We start from the raw sequence: 17,856 nt of genomic DNA, 5'->3' as shown, positions 1-17,856 counted from the left end.
GTCAGATGTGTATAAGAGACAGCTACAGGGCCTGAAAACCATTCTCTCTGGTGGCGCGATACCACCAGATGCATATCGGCGCGACGCTGGAGGTGTTGAGCATGTCTGACGAGCCCCATATCCCGGCCCCGTGTCCAGCCTCGTTGGCGGATGGTGGGCGTGCTTTGTGGCGTGGCGTGGCGGACGTGTTCGAGCTGACGCCGGAGCAGTTGGTGCAACTGGAGGAGGCGTGCCGGGCAAAGGATCGGCTCGATTCTCTGGATGCGGCGATCCGTGGCAAGCATGACGTGCTGCTGTCGATTGAGACGGACGGTAACGGAGTGTCCAGCTTGGTCGTGAACTCGGCGCTGCGTGAGGCGAACGCGACGGCCACGGTCCTCAAGCAGCTGCTGGCGGCGCTGCGGTTGCCGGACGTGGAGGGTCGACGGCCCCAGTATCGGGGTCCGAGGGGTGCCTATCAGAAGTCTGTGGAGTCGGTCGCATCCGCAGGCAAGGTGTCGAGCCTTGACCGGGCGCGGAAGCGGCGCGCAGGCTGATGTTCCGCCCCCTGTTCGAGGGGCAGAAGTGCTCTCTCGGCTATGCCGTCATCGACTGGCTCGAGGCGTATGCCTGCCATGGCCCTGGGCCGGTGGAGGGGCAGCCGTTGACGTTCGATGACGAGATGTTTGACTTCATCGTGGACGCCTACGAGCTCGAACCGGCGTCGGGGCGTCGGTTGATCTCTCGTGGCGTGCTGTCAATGCCGAAGGGTCGGGCGAAGTCGGAGGTCGCGGGCCTGATTGGCGTGGCGGAGGCTCTGGCCCCGGTGCGTTTTGACGGCTGGGATGCGAGCGGGCAGCCGGTGGGACGCCCGATCCGCTCCCCGTTCGTCCGCTGCCTCGCGACCGAGGAGAAGCAGTCGGGCAACACGTTCCAAAACATTGCTTTCGTGATGGGTGACTGGGGACACGACAACCACCCAGACATCTACGACGGCGTGAAGGGCATCCGCGACTACCGCTCAGCGACTAACATCTATCTGCCGAACGGTGGGGAGTGCCGCTCGAGTTCGTCTGGTGCCGCGTCGAAGGACGGCGGCAAGGAAACGTTCCTCGTGCCGGATGAGGTGCACCTGTACGTGCTCCCGGAGCTGCGGAACATGTACGCCACGACGATGCGTAACTTACCGAAGAGGTCGCGTGACGAACCGTGGGCGCTGCTGACAACGACCGCATTCCGTTACGGCGAGGAGAGCGTCTGGGAGACGATCTACAAGCGTTGGAAGGCCGAGCAACTAGGCCCCGGATGGCTGGTGCACCATCGCGAGGCGAAGGGACCGATCCGCATCTATGAGGACCGCGAGCACACGCTGGCGCAGCTGCGTTACGTGTACGGCGCGGCGATGGACCCCGTGTCGGGGTGGATGACCCCTGAACTTGCCTATCGGACGATGCTGGACCCAACCGAGTGCCGTGACGAGGCTGAGGGTGCCCGCTACTACCTGAACCGCGCCATGGCGTCCTCGGATGCGTGGATCGCGCTCAGGGCTGTGGAGGATGCCCAGATGGACGGCCCCGAACCTGCCGATGGCACAGCGATCACGCTCGGGTTCGACGGGTCGCTGAACTCCGACTCGACCATCCTCCGCGGCTGCCGGATGTCAGACGGCTACCGGTGGACGATCGGACTGTGGGAGAAACCCGAGGGTGTCGACGGCATCGGATGGCAGGTGCCGCGCACTGAGGTGCTGGAGCGTATCCGTGAGGCGCACAAGCGCTATCGCGTGATCCGAGGCCACTACGACCCACACGAGTGGCGCAGCGACATCTCAGACCTGGCGCACGAGTTCGGCGAGGACGTGGTGGTCGAATTCCCCACGACGTCGGACACCCTGATGGGGCCGGCGCTGGACACGCTCCACACCGACATCGTGAACGGCACCACGAAACAGAGCAGCGACCCGGACGCGCTGCGGCACTACGGCAACGCGTTCGTGAAGCGGCGCGGCCAGTACCGGCTGATCCGCAAGGAATACCCGAACAGCCCCCGCAAGATCGACGTCGTAGTGGCAGACGCCCTCGCGTACGCGGCGAGACGGGCTGTGCTGGCCACCGACTGGACCGATGACGACTCACAGAACAGCGCCGTGTGGTGCTTCGCCTAGACGATGAATGGAGGTGGGCATGGGTGACATTGATGTCCTGAACCGCCTCCACCGCAAGACCCCGAAGATCAAGCGCGACTACAAGCACCTCGACATGTACTACGAGGGCCTGCAGAAGATCGACGTGATCGGTCTCGCCGTGCCGCCCGAACTGAGGATGTTCGAGGTCGCGATCAACGTGCCACGCATGGCTGTGGATGAGCCGGAGCGCCGCCAGCAGTTGCGCGCCTTCCAGCGGTCGGGTTCCGACAAGATCGACCGCGGCTTGCAGGAGGCGTGGGAGTACAACAACTTGCCCTCCCAGTCATCGCTGCTGCACAAGGACTGCCGAACTTTCGGGCGCGGCTTCGCGGTCGTGTCCACAAACCCTGAAGAACCCGATCAGCCGCTCATCACCGTGGAGTCGCCTGAGGCGTTCTCGGTCGAGATCGATCCCCGTCGGCGCATGACTGCCGCGCTGCGCACCTACACCGGCGACGATGACCGGCAGCGCGCCACCCTGTACCTGCCCAACAAGAGCCGCTATCTGATCCGCGACGGCCACGACTGGGCCGACGAGTTCGACCCTGACGAGCACGGGCTTGGCCGAGTGCCGGTCGTGATGTTCCTGAACCGGCCCCGCACGGGCCGCTGGACTGGCGTGTCAGAGATGGCGGACGTGATCCCGATGACGGACGCGATCGCCCGCATCATCACGAACACGCAGATCGGCGCTGAGGCGTTGGCGTGGCCCCACCGGTGGGCCGCTGGCGTCAAGAAGGAAGACTTCATCAACCCCAAGACGGGTAAACCCATGGCGACGTGGGAGGCATACATGACCATCCTCAAGGTCACGTCGAACAAGGACGCCAAGTTCGGGTCGTGGGACGCGGCGCAACTGTCGAACTTTACCGACGCCGTGAACGCGATGCTGCGCTGGTGTGGCGGGATGTTGGGGCTCCCGACCCGCTACCTCGGTCAAGACACCGTCAATCCTGCGTCGGAGGGCGCGATCCGCGCCGATGAGGCCCGTCTAATCCGCAACGTCGAGCGCATGAACGTGTACGACGGTGACTCGTGGGCGTGGGTGATGGGCCTGCGGGAACGCCTCCGCACCGGCGAATGGCTCCCCGGCAACGAGATCAGGGCGCTGTGGCACGATCCCGCGACCCCCACCTACTCACAGCGAGCCGACGCCCTCACGAAGATGGCTGGCGGCGTGCCGATCCTCTCTCGCGAGGGCGTGTGGGACGAACTGGGATGGGACGAGGGGCGCAAGCAACGGGAGCGGGCCTACTTCCGCGAGCAGGATGCCGACCCGCTGGTGCAGGCGCTGATGGCGGCTCCGGGCGATGTCACCACAGTCGCCTGAGAAGGCGATGCTGGCCCGTTCGCGGGCCGCTGCCACGATGGTGGGCCGCGAGTGGCGCACGATCCGCGCGAGCGGCGACTGGGCTGCTCAATGGCAGTTGAAGCTGACGCCTCTGTCTCGATTGGTGGTGGCCGCGCAGATCGGTGCCGCTGCTGCTGGCGCTGCCAGCGTGGACGACGACCTGTACCGCTCCGGATACCCAGAGAAGGCGTTGGCGGAGGTCGACCCGGCTGGTTTCGGCGGATGGGCGGAGCACCCAACGTCAGGGGCAGTTCTCACAATCCCCTCCCTCCTGTATCCGGCTGTCATCACGGCTAGGGCGACGCCGGGCACGGTCACTCAGAAGTTGGCCGCTGGCGGCAGGGTGGCGCAGACGATGGCCCACTGGGCTGTGTCTGAGGCTGGCCGGAACGCCGCCATGGTCGGGGCGACTGGGCGGGCTCGCACGTCGCTGATGTTTGTTGATCCCGCCCCGATGTGCCAGCGGTGCGCGGTGCTCGTCGGGAAGCTGTTCAAGCCTGGCACGAGGTCGTTCACGCGGCACCCCGGCTGCGATGGACGCCTGGTGGCTGTCAGTGACCGGGATAAACCCTCAGTGCCTCCGCTGGACGTGTCCGACATCAAGGACCTCACCCGAGACCAGCTTCGGGCGATCGAGGACGGCGCTGACATCAACCAAGTCATCAACGCCAAGCCGGCTGTCCGCATCACCAAGGACGGCGAAAAGAAGTCGGTGCTGCGAGCCAACGGCGCCCGCACCATGTACGGCGCTCGCAGGATGGAGCGCTGGACCCCGAAAGCGATCTACGCCAAGGCGGGCGACGACCAGGACATGGCGATCCAGCTACTGCGGAAACACAAGTACATGCGCTGAGCGAGTCAGCGCACCCAACCCCAGAGAGGTGGCACGATGCCGCACCACACGCCCGACGATCTGCGACAGATCATCGACACTCACCGCGCCCTGTTCGGCGGCTTCACGATGCTGGCCGACAACAACAGCGCCCCAGAGGCCCCCAAGGAACCCTCCGACGGCAGCAAGGCCCCCGAGGCGCCCAAGGATGACGACAAGGCCGACAAGGCCGACGAGAAGCTCGGCGACAGCGGCCTCCGCGCCCTCCAGAGGGAACGCGACGGACGCAAGGCGCTCGAGCAGCAGATGTCGGAACTGAAACGCGGCCTGGCAGCGATCGCCGGCGCGGAGACCCCCGACCCAACCAAGGTGACGGTCGAGGACGTTGCGGCGCAGATGCAGCACATGCAGCACGAGCTGGCCGTCGAACGGGCGGCCCGCTCCCACGGCATCACCGCCGAGGACGACATCAAACTTCTGGTCGCGACGACCAGCGAAGACCAGCTAAATGCCCTCGCGGCACGGCTGGCACCCGCCGACCATACCGGCAGCGACGGCGCGAAGCCCCGCGGCCCCAAGCCGGACCCGTCCATCGGGCGAGGTGGGGGCGATTCCAACAAGGGCGGCACCGTTCAAGCGGGCCGCGACGCCTACCGGCAACTACATCAGAAGAAGGAGTGACCATGCCTCGCATGAAGGTTGAGTCGTTCTCGGGCGGGAATCGTTCCTGGCTCGCCTCGGCTCACGCAATTGTCAACAACCACACCGGCACGCTCGACGTGTCGAAGTTCACCAAGGGCACCAGCCTGACCGATGGGCACTACCCCAAGGGGTTCTTCCCGTCCGGCCTGGAGCTCAACATCGCCAACCTCGGCGCGATCGAGCCGTGGACGGGTGCCTCGGGCGAGAAGCTCGGGTTTCTGTTCTCCGACGAGGCTACCGATGGGGTCTCTGATCTCGCGGTGCCCGTCGTGTGGCACGGCTCGATCAACGTCTCCAAGCTCCCCAAGGCGCACGTCGAGCCGCAAACCGGTTCCGACGCGTCGAAGTTCGACCTCGTAAAGGAGGGCTGATCCATGGCTGAACTGTGGACTGACCTGATCGAACCTGCCAAGCTCACCGGCTATGTCCGTGAGGGCTTGTCGGCCATCGAGCGCCGCAAGGGCTCGCTCGCCCAGTTCCTCCCGAACCGGGAGGTGGACGACATCTCCGCCCGCTTCCACAAGGGCCAGAACGGTCTCGTGGATGAGGCGAAGTGGCGCGCCTACGACGCTGAGCCCGAGATCGGCGACACCCCGCCCGAGGGTCGTGTCATCATCGAGTTGCCTGCTGTGTCTCGCAAGGAGCGCATCAGCGAGTACGCCCAGCTGCGGCACCGGAACGCCTCTGACGACTCGATCCGTAACGCAGGCTTCCGCGCTGCCGACCGGTGCGTGCTGGCTATCGCTGATGCGGTGGAGCGGATGCGTGGCATTGTGCTCGCCACAGGCAAGGCGACCATCACGCAGTCGAACTACAAGACCAGCGATGACTTCGGTCGAGACGCCGACCTGACCATCACCGCGAACAGCCTCTGGTCGACCGACACCACGGACGGACTGACCCAACTCGAGACGTGGATGGACCTGTACTCCACCCGCAACGGCACCGAACCCGGCGCGATCGTCATGCCGCGCCGCGTGTTCCGCGCCCTGTCCGGCCTTAAGGTCATGCAGGGCCAGACCGCTGCTGGGGCGTTCCGCCGCCCGATGGAGCAGGATGTTCGCGGCATCGTGTCCTCAGCCGGCCTGCCCGACATCATCATCTACGACCGGCGCACGAAGAGCGGGCGCGTCATCCCTGACGACACGCTGCTTTTCCTGCCGGAGCCGACCGCCATCGATGACTACAACGGGACCGAGCTCGGCGCCACGTTCTGGGGTCAGACCCTGACCGCGACCGATCCGAAGTTCTCGCTCGTCGATGCGGAGATGCCGGGTCTCGTCGCAGGGCTGTGGCGGCATCAGACGGTGCCGATGATCGCCGAGGTGGTCGGTGACGCGATCGCGCTGCCGGTCCTCGCGAACGCGAACCTGTCGATGGCCGTGAAGGTGCTGTGATGAGCACTCTCATCGCTACCACTGTGGTGCGCCACCCTGACTCTGGTCAGCCGGTGGCGCTCCGCAGTGGCGACGCGGTACCTGACTGGGCTGAGGGGATGATCGGCGACCATCTGCTGGCCGCCGACGACCCGGCCCCGTCGAAGCCGAAGCCTGCCACGCGGGGCCGGTCGAAGTGACCACCGTCGAGGACGTCCGCATCGCCGCCCGCAGGGCGAGCCTCGGTGGCGATGAGACAGTCCTCGTTCAGCGGTGGATCGCGGTGGTTGAACGCATGATCGCTGACCGCCTCGGCCCCCTCGAGGCGCTCGACAGTGACGCCCTCGCCCTGGTGGTGTCCGAGGTGGTCGCCGACCGCCTCACCTCGCCGGGGCGAGGCGTCACAGCAACTCAGGTCGCTGTCGATGACTCGTCCACGTCGGTGCGGTACGACACCGCCGACACGGGCTGGTTCCGCATCACCGCCGCGCACTGGGACCTGCTGGCCCCAGATCGCGGACGGGAGTCCGAGGCGTTCAGCATCAACCCCGCCTATCAGGCAGGCCGTCATGCTGCTTGGTGAGGTCACCCGCGACGCCCTCGACACCCTCCGCGCTCACGCCCAGTCGGAGATGGACTGCGACGTCACCATCTACACCCATCGCCGCTACGAGTTCGTGGACGGCTCCGAGGTGGAGATGTTCGGCCCCGAGGTCTACGCCGGCGTCGGTGCTGTCGATCCCGGCTCCATGGCCGGGCAGGTGACATCAACGGGTCAGCAGCCCGTCACGTCCCGCGCCTACCGCTGCTCGGTGCCGTGGTGGGTAGATGCGCTCAGGGAGGGTCACGTCATGGTCGTCAACCACTGCCCCCGCGACCCGTCTCTCGACGGCGCCCGGTTCACGGTGGAGACAGTCCGCCAGAACGGTCTCGGCGTCGTCAAGCGCCGCTTCACCGCATCGGTGATCGAGACGCCATGACCGAGAATGCGGAGTTGACGAAGCTCGCCGTCGACCTCGGGAAGGCGTCGTCGAAGGTCACCCAAGAGGTCATCAAGGCGACCGCCGCCGCAGGCAGGGAGGTGGCATCGGAGGCGAAGAGCCGCGCTCCGCGCCGATCCGGTGCGCTCGCCAACTCGATCGTCAGCCACGCCAAGGGTCTCGTCGCTGTCGTGGCCGCCGATGCGCGCCACGGCGTGTTCCAGGAGTTCGGTACCTCCCGGCACGGTCCGCAGCCGTTCCTCGGGCCCGCGCTGGCAGCCAAGAAGGACGCCTACGTGAAGCGGATTGAGCAGATCGCGGGGGACATCCTGTGAACCTGCACGACGACCTCGCGGCACGCATCCCGGCCCTCACCGTCTATGACGGGGAACCGCCAGCGACCCCACCGGGCCGGTACGTATGTCTGTACTACGACACCGGTCTGGAGTCGGAGCGCCGCATCTGTGCCCCGTCGGCGCACATCAGGGTCGACGTGAGCGCCGTGTGTGTGGCCCGCACCCGCCCCGGCGTCCGGGACGCGGTGACGATCGTCCGCACCGCCCTCAACAGGTGCCAGCCGTTCGGTGCCGACTCGGCGATGGTCGAGGAATCATCCGGGCCACTGGTGACCGAGGGCCCTGCTGGCGACGTCCGCATGTCTGCGACTCTCGTTTTCACCGTCCGCATCAGAAGGAACCAGCTATGACCACCACCCGAGCCGCCGACCAGTCCGAACCGGTCGAGATCGAGACGACCGAGGCCGAGGAGGCCGAGGCGACCGACGCCGACATGGCCGCTGTCACCCGAATCGGGGTGAGCGTCGTGCGTGTCCGCGACACCGCGACCGGACACCACATCACCATCTCCGCCAACCTCGCGGACTCTGACAAGGCCCGCTACAAGCCACTCAAGTCGCCAGCCGTCGACGCCAACGGCAACCCAGCACACCCCAAGTTCAAGACCAACATCTAAGGAGCCCCCATGTCTCTCACTGTTTTCAATCCCGACGGCGTGGAGGTTCTCGAGAACTCCGCCGTTATCGTCGCCCCCGCTGTCGCGGACCTCGACAAGCCGACCGTCGCCGAGTACAACGCGGGCACCGCCATCGAGTGCTCCATCAAGTCGTTCGGCATCTCCACCGACGTCTCCTACGCCAGCTCGCAGTACCTGTGCGACAAGGTCGCGAAGAAGCGCGTCGGCAATCGCGAGCGCAACCTCGAGCCGCTCACCATCAAGATCGGCGACCCCCAGGCGGAGACCATTTCGGAGAAGTTCGTGGAGGACTCGGTGGTATACCTGATCCACCGGCCCGGACTGAAGCACACGACCCCGGCTGCAGCATCGCAGAAGGCTCAGGTCATCAAGGCTCGCGTCGCCGCCGTCGATCTCGTGCCTATCGGGGTCGAGGAGGGTGCCGTGTACGAGGTCCGCGTCGCGCTCGCCGTCGATGGACGCAACGCCGGGCTGTTCGCCACCATCGCGTCCTAACCCCCCAATCGCAGCCAGCCCCTACCGCATGGCCTCGCGCGTAGGGGGTGGCTGCATCTCAGAGAGGCCACCATGTCTGAATCGAAGTACGCCCAGCTGCTGGACGCCCGAGTGAAGTCGAGCATCCGGCGCACCACCACCGCCCCTGTCTGCCTGGACCCCGCTCTGTGGGAGGCCTGGGAGGCCGCCAAGAACGCTTTGGACGCCTGCCCCTCCGGTGACGACGCACCCAAGACGGGATCGCTCGGAGCCAAGCCGTCGGGGCGTCAGGCGGCCGAGAAGGCTGTGCAAGCGGCCCGCGCCGCTCTGCGTGAGGCGTCGATCCTCATCCACTACCGGGCGCTGCTCCCCGCCGAGTCGAGGGAGTTCTACGCCACCATCGACACCGAGGGCCCCGCGACCGACGTGTACGGGAACCTCATGCGCCGCTGCTTCACCCACGCCACCACCCTCGACGGTGAGACGATCGCCGACATTGACGAGGCCCGGTTCTCGCATCTCGTGGACAACATGGAGCTTCCCGAACTGGAGGCCCACAACGCGAAACTGAACGCGATCCTCGGTGAGCTGCCGGATTTTCCTATGTAGCTGAGGTCGTCGCCTCCGACGCCGAGTTGCGGACTGATCTGGCGATCGCCCGCAGCTTGGGCGTCAGCCTGCGCCGATTCAACGGGTGGGAGCCGACCACGGTCACCACCACCCGCCCCGACGGCACAACCATCACCACCCGTGACCCCGAGTTCGACGCGTGGGAGCGGTCGCTGTGGATCGCATTCGACGCGTGGGAGAAGCAGTGCTGCCCCGGCTGCGGCACCCCCTACGAGCGTGGCCTGTGGGACAACGACGCCGAGCCGGACAAGCGGCCACGGTGGCGCGTCGGCATGTATCGCTGCCGCCCCTGCGAGGTGCTGGAGCAGGTGCAGAGCAAGCACGTCAAGGCCCTCGAGGCTGCCAACCATGACCAGCCCGTCCCCACCCACCACCTCAAGTGGTTCGCGTTCGAGCACCCCGAAGGGAGGCCCTGATGGCTGACCGCAATGTCAAGGTCATTCTCGCTGCCTCTGTGGAAGGATTCACGGCGGCGCTGGGTCGCGCGAAGGCGTCGGTGGAGACTCTGGGCGCGGCGACCGCGAAGGCCTCTCAGACGGAGGGGTGGCGCCGCGCTGGCACTGCGATGATCGGCCTCGGCGCCGCCGCCATGGCCGGGGTCGCGATGGCCGTCCGCGCCTCGGCATCGTTCGAGCAGTCGATGGCGGAGGTTGCCGCCACTGGCGAGGAGGCCCGTGGACAGATCGCCGGCCTGCGCAAGGCCGCGCTCGACGCTGGGCGCGACACTGCTTTCTCGGCCACCGAAGCCGCCGACGGCATCACGGCGCTGGCGAAGGCTGGCGTGTCCACCGCTGACATCCTGTCGGGCGGTTTGCGGGGCGCACTCAACCTCGCTGCCTCCGGCCAGCTGAGCGTCGCCGACGCCGCTGAAACAACATCCGCCGCCCTCGTCCAGTTCAAGCTGAAGGGCAAGGACGCTGGGCATGTCGCGGACCTGCTCGCCGCAGGAGCTGGTAAGGCCATGGGCTCGGTCGGGGACATGGGGCAGGCGCTCAAGCAGTCCGGCGTCGTCGCCTCCCAATTCGGCGTCTCCATCGAGGAGACCGTCGGCACTCTCGCCGCGTTCGCCTCCACGGGCATGATCGGCGCCGAGGCGGGCACCGGGTTCAAGTCGATGCTGCTGGCCCTGGCGAAGCCGTCCAGAGAGGCGCAGCGCGCCATGGACGAGCTCGGCATCTCCGCCTACGACGCCGAGGGCCAATTCGTGGGCATCACCAACCTCGCCGGCCAGCTCAAGGACAAGCTGGGCGACCTGACCGTGGAGCAGCGGCAGGCGGCCCTGTCCACGATCTTCGGCTCGTTCGCGATCCGCAACGCGTCGGTGCTGTACGAGCAGGGCGCTGAGGGTATCCAGCAGTGGGTCGACAACGTCAACGACTCCGGCTACGCGGCCCGTGTCGCCGCAGGCCTGCTGGACAACCTGAACGGCGATTTGCAGGTGCTCGGCGGCTCGTGGGAGACACTGCTGATCAAGATGGGCACAGACGCCCAAGCCCCATTGCGGAGCGTCGTGCAGTGGCTGACCGAACTGATCAACGCGGTTGCTGAGCATCCAACCATGGCCGCCTCGGTCCTCAAGCTGCTGGCCGCGTTCGGCGGGTTCGCGCTCGCCGCTGGTCTGATCATGAAGGCCACGACGGCGGCTGTCGAGTTCCGTACCGCGCTCTTGGCGTTGCAGGCAGCCCAGCCCAAGTTCATCGGCGCCTTGGGAGCCATGGGGAGGGCCGCTGGCGCTGTGGGCCTGGCCTTCGTGGCGCTCGAAGTCGCCTCCATGGTGTTTGAAAAGGTCAGGGTTGGCCAACCGACGCTTGAGCAAACCGCTTCGTTGATGGATCAGCTGGCCCTGTCCACTGAATCCGCCGCCGCCGCAATGTCTCGCCAAGACTTCGCGGCTCAGACGAGCATGGGTTGGCAGAAGATCGAACTGAGCGTCGAAGGGGCGTTCGAGCAGCTGAGGAAGTGGGATGACCTGCGGAACAGCTCTGACCCGATGGCCAACCTTTTTGCAGGCGCATCGGCCAATCTGGGCGCACTCAAGGAACTGGAAGAGGGCTTCCGGCGAGCAGATCAGGCGCTCGGCCAGATGGTTGGCACCGGCCACGCCGACAAGGCCGCCGCCGCGTTCGCCCGCATGGCCGAGGCGGCCAAGAAGCAGGGTGTCGATAACGATTCTCTCATCCGCCAGTTCCCGACCTATGCGGAGGGGCTGCGGGCGCAGGCGTCGGCGCTGGCTGAGGCGACGGGATACACCGACCTGCTCAACCTGTCCAACGAGGACCTCGTGCGCTGGATGGGTGGCGACATCCCCATCGCCGTCCGGTCCGCCCAGATCGCCGCCAAGGACGCAGGCTCGACATCCGAGGCGCTGACGAAACAGCAGAAGGAACTCTCTGCCGCCACCGACGCCGCGACCCGAAGCTATGACGAGTATGTCAACAGCCTGTTCGCCGCCAACAACGCTGCCGTCGCCATGCTCGACGCACAGCTCGGCTTCAACCAGTCCGTGCTGGACGGCAGCAAGGCCGCCAAGGAGTGGGCCGAAAAGGTCGCTGGCGGGCACGCCCAGGCCAAGAGCGCGTTCGACCGGACGACCGAAGCTGGCATTGCGAACAACCGCGTCATGCTGGACATGGTCAGCAATGCGCAGCGCGACATCGAGGAACGCACCAAACAGGGTGAGTCGATCGAGTCGATCATCGCTATCCACGGCCAGTACCGCGACCAGATGATCAAGGTCGCCACCCAATACCTCGGGAGCAAGGCCGCGGCAGTCGCCTACATTGACCAGCTGTTCAAGACACCGAAGAACATCAGCACCGCGGTCCAGTTGGAGAAGTCGGCCGCCGATGCGCGCCTGAATCAGTGGAAAACCAAGCTTGACGGCGTGCCCGACACTGTGCGCACCAGCATTCTCGCCGCCGTGGAGCGGGGCGACCTCGCGACCGCGAACCGGCTCCTGGCGGACGCAGCCCGGACCCGCACTGCCACGATCAAAGTCCATGTCTCCAAGGACGGCCGGGAGATGGTCGGCGGCGGAAACAGGGCAACTATCAACGCCTCTGGCGGGCTGTACACCGACCGGGCGAACGGGCACCTGCCGCAGATCGCGCGAGCGGGCGACTGGCGCATCTGGGCCGAGCCGGAGACGGGCGGCGAGGCGTACATTCCGCTCGCCAACGACTGGCGCCGCCCTCGAGCGCAGTCGATCCTCCGGGAGACGGCCAGCCTGATTGGGATGCGCACCTACGCCGGTGGCGGCATCTCGCACACCACCCCAGTTCTCGACACATCCGGCGTCGCGGACGCGGTTGCTGCCGGTCTGGCTGGTGCCCGGATCGTCATGGTGGACCCGACCTCGGGTGTGGAGCGGCTGGTGGATGCGCGGATCGAGATGGCTGGCCGTCGGTCGGCATCGACGGTGAGGAGACGCTGATGATACTGGCTCCGCTGGTGATGCAGTCCCCGCCGTGGGTGGACATGCTGGTGACTCAGGTGCCTGCCGGTGCGGTGTCGGTGCGAGCGTGGCGCGTGTGGCGCGCGGCAGAGGTGCTGGTGCGTGGCCGTCACGTGCTGCTCGGGTCGTCGGCTCGGGTGGTGGACTATGACTTGCCTGTCGGCTCTCCAGTGTCGTATCGGGTGGAGGCCCTGTCCGGGTCGGGTCAGGTGGTGGAGTCGGCGTCGGTGCAGGTGTCGGCCCCGTCGCCCGGGCACTCGATGGCGTGGCTGTCTGACCCGATGTCCCCGATGGGGTCTGTGGTGGTTGGTGTGCTGCGGGGCGGGTCGCGTGGCCGGTGGTCGTCGGCGATGGAGATGGTGCGTCCGATGGGTGGTTTGCCGATCACGCAGGGCGGTGAGCGTCAGGTGCGGGTCCGGTCGTGGCGTCTGGTCGCTGAGGATGAGGCGACGGTGCAGGCGGTGGACGCGATCATGCTGGCCGGGCCGACGGTGGTGTTGCGGGGCGACCCTGAGTGTCTGGATCATCCGACGGGGCTGCTGTACGTGTCGGCGGCTGATGTGGAGTCGGAGCGGACTGTGCCGCACCTGCCTCGGGTGACGTGGCAGATGGACGGGTATGAGTCGCGGGGGCCGGCGATCCTGCCGGTGGTGCCGTCCCGTACCTATGCCGACGATATGGCTGAGCATCCGACGTATCAGGACTCGACTGCTGCGGCGGCAACGTATCTGGACCGTCTCCGTCTGCTGGAGGCGTAGCTATGTGGCCGGTCGATGAGAGGTGGGGTGCGGCTCGTCTGGGGGATGTGGAGCTGTCGTGTCAGGTGTGGCCGACGCTGCGGGGTCAGGTGCTGACTGCTGAGCCGCTGGAGGTGGTGGACGGGTCGCTGTCGGTGGAGGTGCGGGGCGGGCAGGTGCAGTCGTCGCTGGAACTGTCTGTGGCTGACCCGGACGGGTCGCTGTTCACGGGCGCACCGGATGCGCCGCTGGCGGTGCATGGGCATCGACTGGTGGTGCGTGCCGGGTACGCCGGCGTCGGTGATGCGCCGCTGGGCGAGTTCCGCGTGGAGCGCATCGTGCCGGACGGGTCGCCGTGGCGGCTACACCGCTCGGGCCGGTGGGTGCGTGGTGCTCAGATGCTGCGCGTCTCCGCTGGTGACCTGCTGGGGATCGTCGCCGATGACCGGTTCACGACCCCGACGCGGCCGCGTGGGGGAACGGTGCGCGCTGAGGTGCAGCGGCTCGTCGCCGACATCCTGCCGGTCGGTGACTGGTCAGCGTCGCAGACGGTGCCGTCGTCGGTGGAGTACTCGGAGTCCCGCATGGATGCGCTGCTGTCGGTGATGCGTCTGGCGGGTGTGGTGGCGTGGGTGGATCGTGCCGGGGCGCTCCAGGGTGTCCCGGATGTGGGGTCTGGTCAGGTGTGGGAGGCGTCTGCTGCTGATGTGGTGGAGTGGGTGCCGGTGATGGACCGGGACGGGCTCCGCAACGGGTGGGTGGTGACATCGGAGTCGGAGTCTGGGCAGCCGCTACGTGGGGCCGAGTTCGAGGCATCGGGTCCGCTGGCATGGGATGCCTCCGGGTTCGGACGCGTCCCCGAGTTCCTGCACTCCCCGCTAATGCGGACGAACGCTCAGTGCGCGTCGGCGGCGAGGACGATGGGTGAGCGGGCGAGGGCGGCGCGTCGTCAGGTGCTGACCGTGACGTGCGCCCCAGACCCGGCCCTTGATGTGCTGGACACGCTGCGGCTGCGGCTGCCGACCCGCACGGTGGATGCCCTGGTGACGGGTATCAGGCTGCCGCTGACTGGGGGATCGATGACGGTCACGGCGAGCGCTGGGTGGGGGGTGCTGGTCGATGTCTGATCCTCTGGGTGATGCTGTCGCGTCTGCTCTGACCCCGGCTCGTCCGCCTGCCGTCGCGGGGGAGGTGAGGGCAACTTCCCCGGTGCTGCTGGTGTCGGTGCTGGGGTCCGAGGTGACGCCGCTGGTGTGGCTGCCGACACCGCTGGCGGTTGGTGACCGGGTGCTGCTGCTGCGCTCCGAGGGGGTGTGGCATGTGGTGGGTCTGCGTACCGCCCGGCCGAGTGAGGGCACTGTGTCATCCACTGGGTCTGGTGTGGTGACCGTCTCGACTGGGGTGGGGCCTGTGACGGTCCCGCACGTCGGTGGTGTGCCGGTGGTGGGTGATCGGGTGGCGCTGCTGTGGGGGTCTGCTGGTGGTGTGGTGGTGGGCCGTATCGGCACACCGTCCGCTCCGCCGCCGCCATCCACGCCGCCGTCTGACCCGACCCCGCCACAGACTGATCCGGCGCCCGCACCGGCCACTGTGGCTGCTGGGGCGGTGCAGGCTGCGACGGCTAGGTCTGGGAGGTGGCGCAGCGACGGCACCGCCGGGCACCGCGCCTATCAGGGGCACTCCACCTCGGGGCAGGTGGCCGACAACACCGGCTACTTTTTTTACGGCTCGACCCTGGCACGGGGCGGGACTGGCTCGTCTGGTGTGGTGCGTCTGTATCGGGCGACCGGTGCGGGCATGTCGGCGGCGCGGACCGTGTGGCTGGCGCTGCACGGTGCTGCGACGCGACCATCGTCACCTCCCGCGCTGACAACTCAGCCTCGCGCCGCCGGGACAGTGGCACAGGGCGGCACCGTCGACATCGCGCTGACCAGCGCTGAGGTGTCGGCGCTGCTGTCCGGCGCTGCTCGCGGGATCGCTGTCTCGTACCAGGGCACCACGGACTACATGGCACTACTGGGCCCATCTGACCGTCCCGACGCTGGACGGGTCACTCTCATCACCACGATCTAAGGAGGCACGGGATGCCGACCACACCGATCTATGGACTCCGGACGCCGGAGTTGGCGGACGCAAACAACGTCCCGGCAGATATGGCCCTGCTGGCTCAGGGCACCGAAAATGCGCTGTCGTCGCTGTCTCCGTCGTGGTCGTCATACGCCGTGGCGTGGTCGCAGAGCGACGGCACCAACCTCTCGATCGGAAACGGCACGCTGGAGGGTCGCTGGATGCAGGTGGGGCGTCTGGTGCACGCCTCGGTGTCGATGGGGCGAGGCTCGACCACCAATCTCGGGTCGGCGGCGTGGGTGTGGTCGATGCCGGTCAACGCCAGGGCCTGGATGATGGTCACTGGCGTGGGGTGGCTGGCGCGTGGCGGGTCTGAGTATCCGCTGACGGTGAGGCCGGTGGGCCCTGGCCGTGTGGTTGCGCTGATCCCGTCCGGGCGGATCTCCAACAACAACCCTGGTGGGTGGGCGTCGGGCGACTCGCTGTTTTTCACGATGACCTACGAGGTGTGATGATGGCTGATCGGATCACGTGGCGCGGCTCCCTGCTGTCGCCCCGCACTCGGGACGCACTGATCGAGGCCGAGCGGCTGGCTGCCGCGATGCCCGAGTTCCGTGGCTGGCGGGACGGGTGGATCATCCGCCCCGGTCAGGGGTCGTGGCAGCCACGCAGCCCCTACTCGGGCTCGACCCACACCGGAGACGGCGTGGTCGACCTGTCGATCCGCCACCACCTCACCCCACCGCAGCGCAAGGCGGTGCTGAGGGCGTGTCGGCAGGTCGGGTTCGCGGCATGGCATCGGATGCCGTCCCGCTCATGGGTGGAGCATCACCATCTGGTGCTCATGCCCCCCGACCAGACCACCAACACAGAGGGGCTGGCTGCGTCGGCGATGGTGCAGGTGTCGCACTACCGGCGTGGCCTCGACGGGCTCGTCGGCAAGGACCGCGACCCGGACCCGTGGAGACCGTCCCCGCTCCTGTCGTGGGAGCAGTACCAGCAGCGCACCGACACCCACACCACCCAAACATCCACCCAGGAGGATGACATGCCCTACACCCCAAACCAGCTCAAAGCCATCGTCACCGACGCGCTGGCCGCCTACGACTGGCAGCCGCTCCAGAAAGGCTCATCGAACGCGCTCGTCGCCAGCTCCCGCAACAACAACCAGATTTGGGCCAGCATCAACAGCCAGGAGACGCTGCGGCTGGTGCGGGAGCTCGCCAAGCGTCAGGGCGTGGTCGTCGATGAGCAGGCGATCGCCCGCTCGGTGCTCGCCGGACTCACCCCGCTCGTGCGCACGGCCGTCGAGGCCGCAGTGAAGACCGGTGGAACCCCGCAGGCTGTCGCCGACGCGGTCGTGTCCCGGCTCGGCGACGCACTCAAGGACTGACGCGTGTCTCGCCGGACAGCGATGCTCGGGCTCGGCGTCCTATGGGTGCTGGTCGGGGTGTCGCTGCTCTACGCGGCCGTCCCTGCCCGCGCCGAGCTGATCGACCTGCCCGACTGGCTACGAGCCGCCCTATGGGTCGCTGCCGGCGTGGTCGCGATCGCCACATCAAGCCATGTTCGGGCGTCGGTGTGGGGTCTGGCTGCGATGGCGCTGGTAGCCTCCGAACGGGTCGGCGCATGGATCGTCGCATGGATCGCCCACGACGGCAACGACCCGGCGACGAAACTCGGGTTGTATCTGATCGCGCTGTGGGCGGTGTGGATCACGGCCCGCATCCCCGCCGATCGGGAGGCATGATGGTGGGTACTGTCCTATCTGTGCTGGCGATCATGGTGTCGCCGGTGGTGGCGTGGCTTGTGGCGCGTGCCGGTCAGCGCTCGACGCAGCGGTCGGCGGAGATCACCTCAGCCACCGACCTGGTGCCTGACCTCATCTCACGCGTGGAGCGACTCGAGCAGCAGGTGCATGCGCTGCAATCCGAGCTGTCCGAGCGGCTGGGACAGCTGTCCGCCGCCGCCTGGTTCATCGACCAGGTCGGGATGCTCCGCCGCCCTGACTGGGGCCGGATGCCCCGCGTCCCGCACCGCATCCGTGGCCATATCGACCCGAGCCTGTGGCTCGACCCTGATCCGGTGGACGACAC

Annotated in this window: 23 protein-coding genes; all 23 read left to right on the top strand. The window is 67.2% G+C overall.

Translation table 11 applies throughout. The features are described 5' to 3' along the window. Positions 1–101: 101 nt before the first annotated feature. On the top strand, positions 102–536 hold the full coding sequence (locus tag ACTNC3_RS10745; protein ID WP_441036951.1) for a hypothetical protein: 435 nt from the start codon (positions 102–104) through the stop codon (positions 534–536). Beyond that, positions 536–2,143: a hypothetical protein gene (locus ACTNC3_RS10740; protein ID WP_441069373.1), complete on the top strand. Its 1,608-nt coding sequence runs from the start codon at positions 536–538 to the stop codon at positions 2,141–2,143. Before ACTNC3_RS10745 ends, ACTNC3_RS10740 begins: the two co-directional genes overlap by 1 nt. A gap of 19 nt (positions 2,144–2,162) precedes the next feature. After that, positions 2,163–3,494, top strand: a complete 1,332-nt coding sequence (locus ACTNC3_RS10735) for a phage portal protein (protein WP_441042079.1) — start codon at positions 2,163–2,165, stop codon at positions 3,492–3,494. Next, positions 3,475–4,368, top strand: a complete 894-nt coding sequence (locus tag ACTNC3_RS10730) for a hypothetical protein (protein ID WP_441227420.1) — start codon at positions 3,475–3,477, stop codon at positions 4,366–4,368. The genes ACTNC3_RS10735 and ACTNC3_RS10730 overlap by 20 nt, the downstream gene beginning before the upstream one ends. Before the next feature lie 36 nt (positions 4,369–4,404). Then, complete coding sequence (locus tag ACTNC3_RS10725) at positions 4,405–5,028, top strand: hypothetical protein (RefSeq protein ID WP_441042083.1); 624 nt, start codon at positions 4,405–4,407, stop codon at positions 5,026–5,028. 11 nt (positions 5,029–5,039) lie between these two features. Further along, complete coding sequence (locus tag ACTNC3_RS10720; RefSeq protein ID WP_441042085.1) at positions 5,040–5,420, top strand: hypothetical protein; 381 nt, start codon at positions 5,040–5,042, stop codon at positions 5,418–5,420. Between the two features lie 3 nt (positions 5,421–5,423). Beyond that, positions 5,424–6,446, top strand: a complete 1,023-nt coding sequence (locus tag ACTNC3_RS10715) for a major capsid protein (protein ID WP_441227419.1) — start codon at positions 5,424–5,426, stop codon at positions 6,444–6,446. 175 nt (positions 6,447–6,621) lie between these two features. Further along, positions 6,622–7,008, top strand: coding sequence for a hypothetical protein (locus tag ACTNC3_RS10710; RefSeq protein WP_441042089.1), 387 nt, complete (start codon positions 6,622–6,624; stop codon positions 7,006–7,008). Continuing rightward, complete coding sequence (locus ACTNC3_RS10705) at positions 6,995–7,405, top strand: DUF6093 family protein (RefSeq protein WP_441042091.1); 411 nt, start codon at positions 6,995–6,997, stop codon at positions 7,403–7,405. The genes ACTNC3_RS10710 and ACTNC3_RS10705 overlap by 14 nt, the downstream gene beginning before the upstream one ends. Beyond that, positions 7,402–7,740 carry an HK97-gp10 family putative phage morphogenesis protein gene (locus ACTNC3_RS10700; RefSeq protein WP_441042093.1) on the top strand — a complete coding sequence of 113 codons (339 nt, stop codon included), beginning with the start codon at positions 7,402–7,404 and terminating at the stop codon, positions 7,738–7,740. The genes ACTNC3_RS10705 and ACTNC3_RS10700 overlap by 4 nt, the downstream gene beginning before the upstream one ends. Then, positions 7,737–8,111 carry a hypothetical protein gene (locus ACTNC3_RS10695; protein ID WP_441085588.1) on the top strand — a complete coding sequence of 125 codons (375 nt, stop codon included), beginning with the start codon at positions 7,737–7,739 and terminating at the stop codon, positions 8,109–8,111. Before ACTNC3_RS10700 ends, ACTNC3_RS10695 begins: the two co-directional genes overlap by 4 nt. Continuing rightward, entirely contained in the window at positions 8,108–8,377 is a 270-nt protein-coding gene (locus tag ACTNC3_RS10690) for a hypothetical protein (RefSeq protein WP_441042097.1), read from the top strand. The genes ACTNC3_RS10695 and ACTNC3_RS10690 overlap by 4 nt, the downstream gene beginning before the upstream one ends. Before the next feature lie 9 nt (positions 8,378–8,386). Next, positions 8,387–8,893: a hypothetical protein gene (locus tag ACTNC3_RS10685; RefSeq protein WP_441042099.1), complete on the top strand. Its 507-nt coding sequence runs from the start codon at positions 8,387–8,389 to the stop codon at positions 8,891–8,893. 72 nt (positions 8,894–8,965) lie between these two features. Further along, positions 8,966–9,481 carry a hypothetical protein gene (locus tag ACTNC3_RS10680; protein WP_441042101.1) on the top strand — a complete coding sequence of 172 codons (516 nt, stop codon included), beginning with the start codon at positions 8,966–8,968 and terminating at the stop codon, positions 9,479–9,481. A gap of 26 nt (positions 9,482–9,507) precedes the next feature. After that, entirely contained in the window at positions 9,508–9,918 is a 411-nt protein-coding gene (locus ACTNC3_RS10675) for a hypothetical protein (RefSeq protein ID WP_441042103.1), read from the top strand. Next, a complete protein-coding gene (locus ACTNC3_RS10670) occupies positions 9,918–12,935 on the top strand; it encodes a phage tail tape measure protein (RefSeq protein WP_441042105.1) in 3,018 nt (1,005 codons plus the stop codon). The genes ACTNC3_RS10675 and ACTNC3_RS10670 overlap by 1 nt, the downstream gene beginning before the upstream one ends. Continuing rightward, positions 12,935–13,714, top strand: a complete 780-nt coding sequence (locus tag ACTNC3_RS10665) for a hypothetical protein (protein WP_441042106.1) — start codon at positions 12,935–12,937, stop codon at positions 13,712–13,714. The genes ACTNC3_RS10670 and ACTNC3_RS10665 overlap by 1 nt, the downstream gene beginning before the upstream one ends. 2 nt (positions 13,715–13,716) lie before the next feature. Continuing rightward, on the top strand, positions 13,717–14,820 hold the full coding sequence (locus tag ACTNC3_RS10660; RefSeq protein WP_441042108.1) for a hypothetical protein: 1,104 nt from the start codon (positions 13,717–13,719) through the stop codon (positions 14,818–14,820). Positions 14,821–14,902: 82 nt separating this feature from the next. Further along, a complete protein-coding gene (locus tag ACTNC3_RS10655; RefSeq protein WP_441042110.1) occupies positions 14,903–15,766 on the top strand; it encodes a hypothetical protein in 864 nt (287 codons plus the stop codon). An 11-nt stretch (positions 15,767–15,777) separates the two neighbouring features. Continuing rightward, the gene (locus tag ACTNC3_RS10650; protein WP_441042112.1) at positions 15,778–16,272 is read left to right on the top strand and encodes a hypothetical protein; all 495 of its coding nucleotides are present in this window, start codon (positions 15,778–15,780) and stop codon (positions 16,270–16,272) included. Further along, positions 16,272–17,153, top strand: a complete 882-nt coding sequence (locus ACTNC3_RS10645) for a hypothetical protein (RefSeq protein ID WP_441227418.1) — start codon at positions 16,272–16,274, stop codon at positions 17,151–17,153. The genes ACTNC3_RS10650 and ACTNC3_RS10645 overlap by 1 nt, the downstream gene beginning before the upstream one ends. 21 nt (positions 17,154–17,174) lie before the next feature. Then, positions 17,175–17,510: a hypothetical protein gene (locus ACTNC3_RS10640; protein WP_441085773.1), complete on the top strand. Its 336-nt coding sequence runs from the start codon at positions 17,175–17,177 to the stop codon at positions 17,508–17,510. Next, the coding region (locus tag ACTNC3_RS10635; protein ID WP_441227417.1) for a hypothetical protein at positions 17,507–17,856 on the top strand (350 nt) is incomplete at its 3' end. The genes ACTNC3_RS10640 and ACTNC3_RS10635, both read left to right, overlap by 4 nt.

Origin of the sequence: Oribacterium sp. HCP3S3_B9 (genome assembly GCF_052064255.1) — a bacterium.
GTDB lineage: Bacteria > Bacillota > Clostridia > Lachnospirales > Lachnospiraceae > Oribacterium.
This window is presented reverse-complemented; position numbering and strand designations above follow the sequence as displayed.

Bases quoted from the DNA above. Each gene is read 5' to 3' on its own strand.
- ACTNC3_RS10685 (WP_441042099.1), top strand. From the start codon at position 8,387: ATGTCTCTCACTGTTTTCAATCCCGACGGCGTGGAGGTTCTCGAGAAC.
- ACTNC3_RS10670 (WP_441042105.1), top strand. From the start codon at position 9,918: ATGGCTGACCGCAATGTCAAGGTCATTCTCGCTGCCTCTGTGGAAGGA.
- ACTNC3_RS10715 (WP_441227419.1), top strand. From the start codon at position 5,424: ATGGCTGAACTGTGGACTGACCTGATCGAACCTGCCAAGCTCACCGGC.
- ACTNC3_RS10665 (WP_441042106.1), top strand. From the start codon at position 12,935: ATGATACTGGCTCCGCTGGTGATGCAGTCCCCGCCGTGGGTGGACATG.
- ACTNC3_RS10640 (WP_441085773.1), top strand. From the start codon at position 17,175: ATGCTCGGGCTCGGCGTCCTATGGGTGCTGGTCGGGGTGTCGCTGCTC.
- ACTNC3_RS10730 (WP_441227420.1), top strand. From the start codon at position 3,475: ATGTCACCACAGTCGCCTGAGAAGGCGATGCTGGCCCGTTCGCGGGCC.
- ACTNC3_RS10645 (WP_441227418.1), top strand. From the start codon at position 16,272: ATGATGGCTGATCGGATCACGTGGCGCGGCTCCCTGCTGTCGCCCCGC.
- ACTNC3_RS10660 (WP_441042108.1), top strand. From the start codon at position 13,717: ATGTGGCCGGTCGATGAGAGGTGGGGTGCGGCTCGTCTGGGGGATGTG.
- ACTNC3_RS10725 (WP_441042083.1), top strand. From the start codon at position 4,405: ATGCCGCACCACACGCCCGACGATCTGCGACAGATCATCGACACTCAC.
- ACTNC3_RS10735 (WP_441042079.1), top strand. From the start codon at position 2,163: ATGGGTGACATTGATGTCCTGAACCGCCTCCACCGCAAGACCCCGAAG.
- ACTNC3_RS10680 (WP_441042101.1), top strand. From the start codon at position 8,966: ATGTCTGAATCGAAGTACGCCCAGCTGCTGGACGCCCGAGTGAAGTCG.
- ACTNC3_RS10705 (WP_441042091.1), top strand. From the start codon at position 6,995: ATGCTGCTTGGTGAGGTCACCCGCGACGCCCTCGACACCCTCCGCGCT.
- ACTNC3_RS10745 (WP_441036951.1), top strand. From the start codon at position 102: ATGTCTGACGAGCCCCATATCCCGGCCCCGTGTCCAGCCTCGTTGGCG.
- ACTNC3_RS10740 (WP_441069373.1), top strand. From the start codon at position 536: ATGTTCCGCCCCCTGTTCGAGGGGCAGAAGTGCTCTCTCGGCTATGCC.
- ACTNC3_RS10650 (WP_441042112.1), top strand. From the start codon at position 15,778: ATGCCGACCACACCGATCTATGGACTCCGGACGCCGGAGTTGGCGGAC.
- ACTNC3_RS10700 (WP_441042093.1), top strand. From the start codon at position 7,402: ATGACCGAGAATGCGGAGTTGACGAAGCTCGCCGTCGACCTCGGGAAG.
- ACTNC3_RS10720 (WP_441042085.1), top strand. From the start codon at position 5,040: ATGAAGGTTGAGTCGTTCTCGGGCGGGAATCGTTCCTGGCTCGCCTCG.
- ACTNC3_RS10690 (WP_441042097.1), top strand. From the start codon at position 8,108: ATGACCACCACCCGAGCCGCCGACCAGTCCGAACCGGTCGAGATCGAG.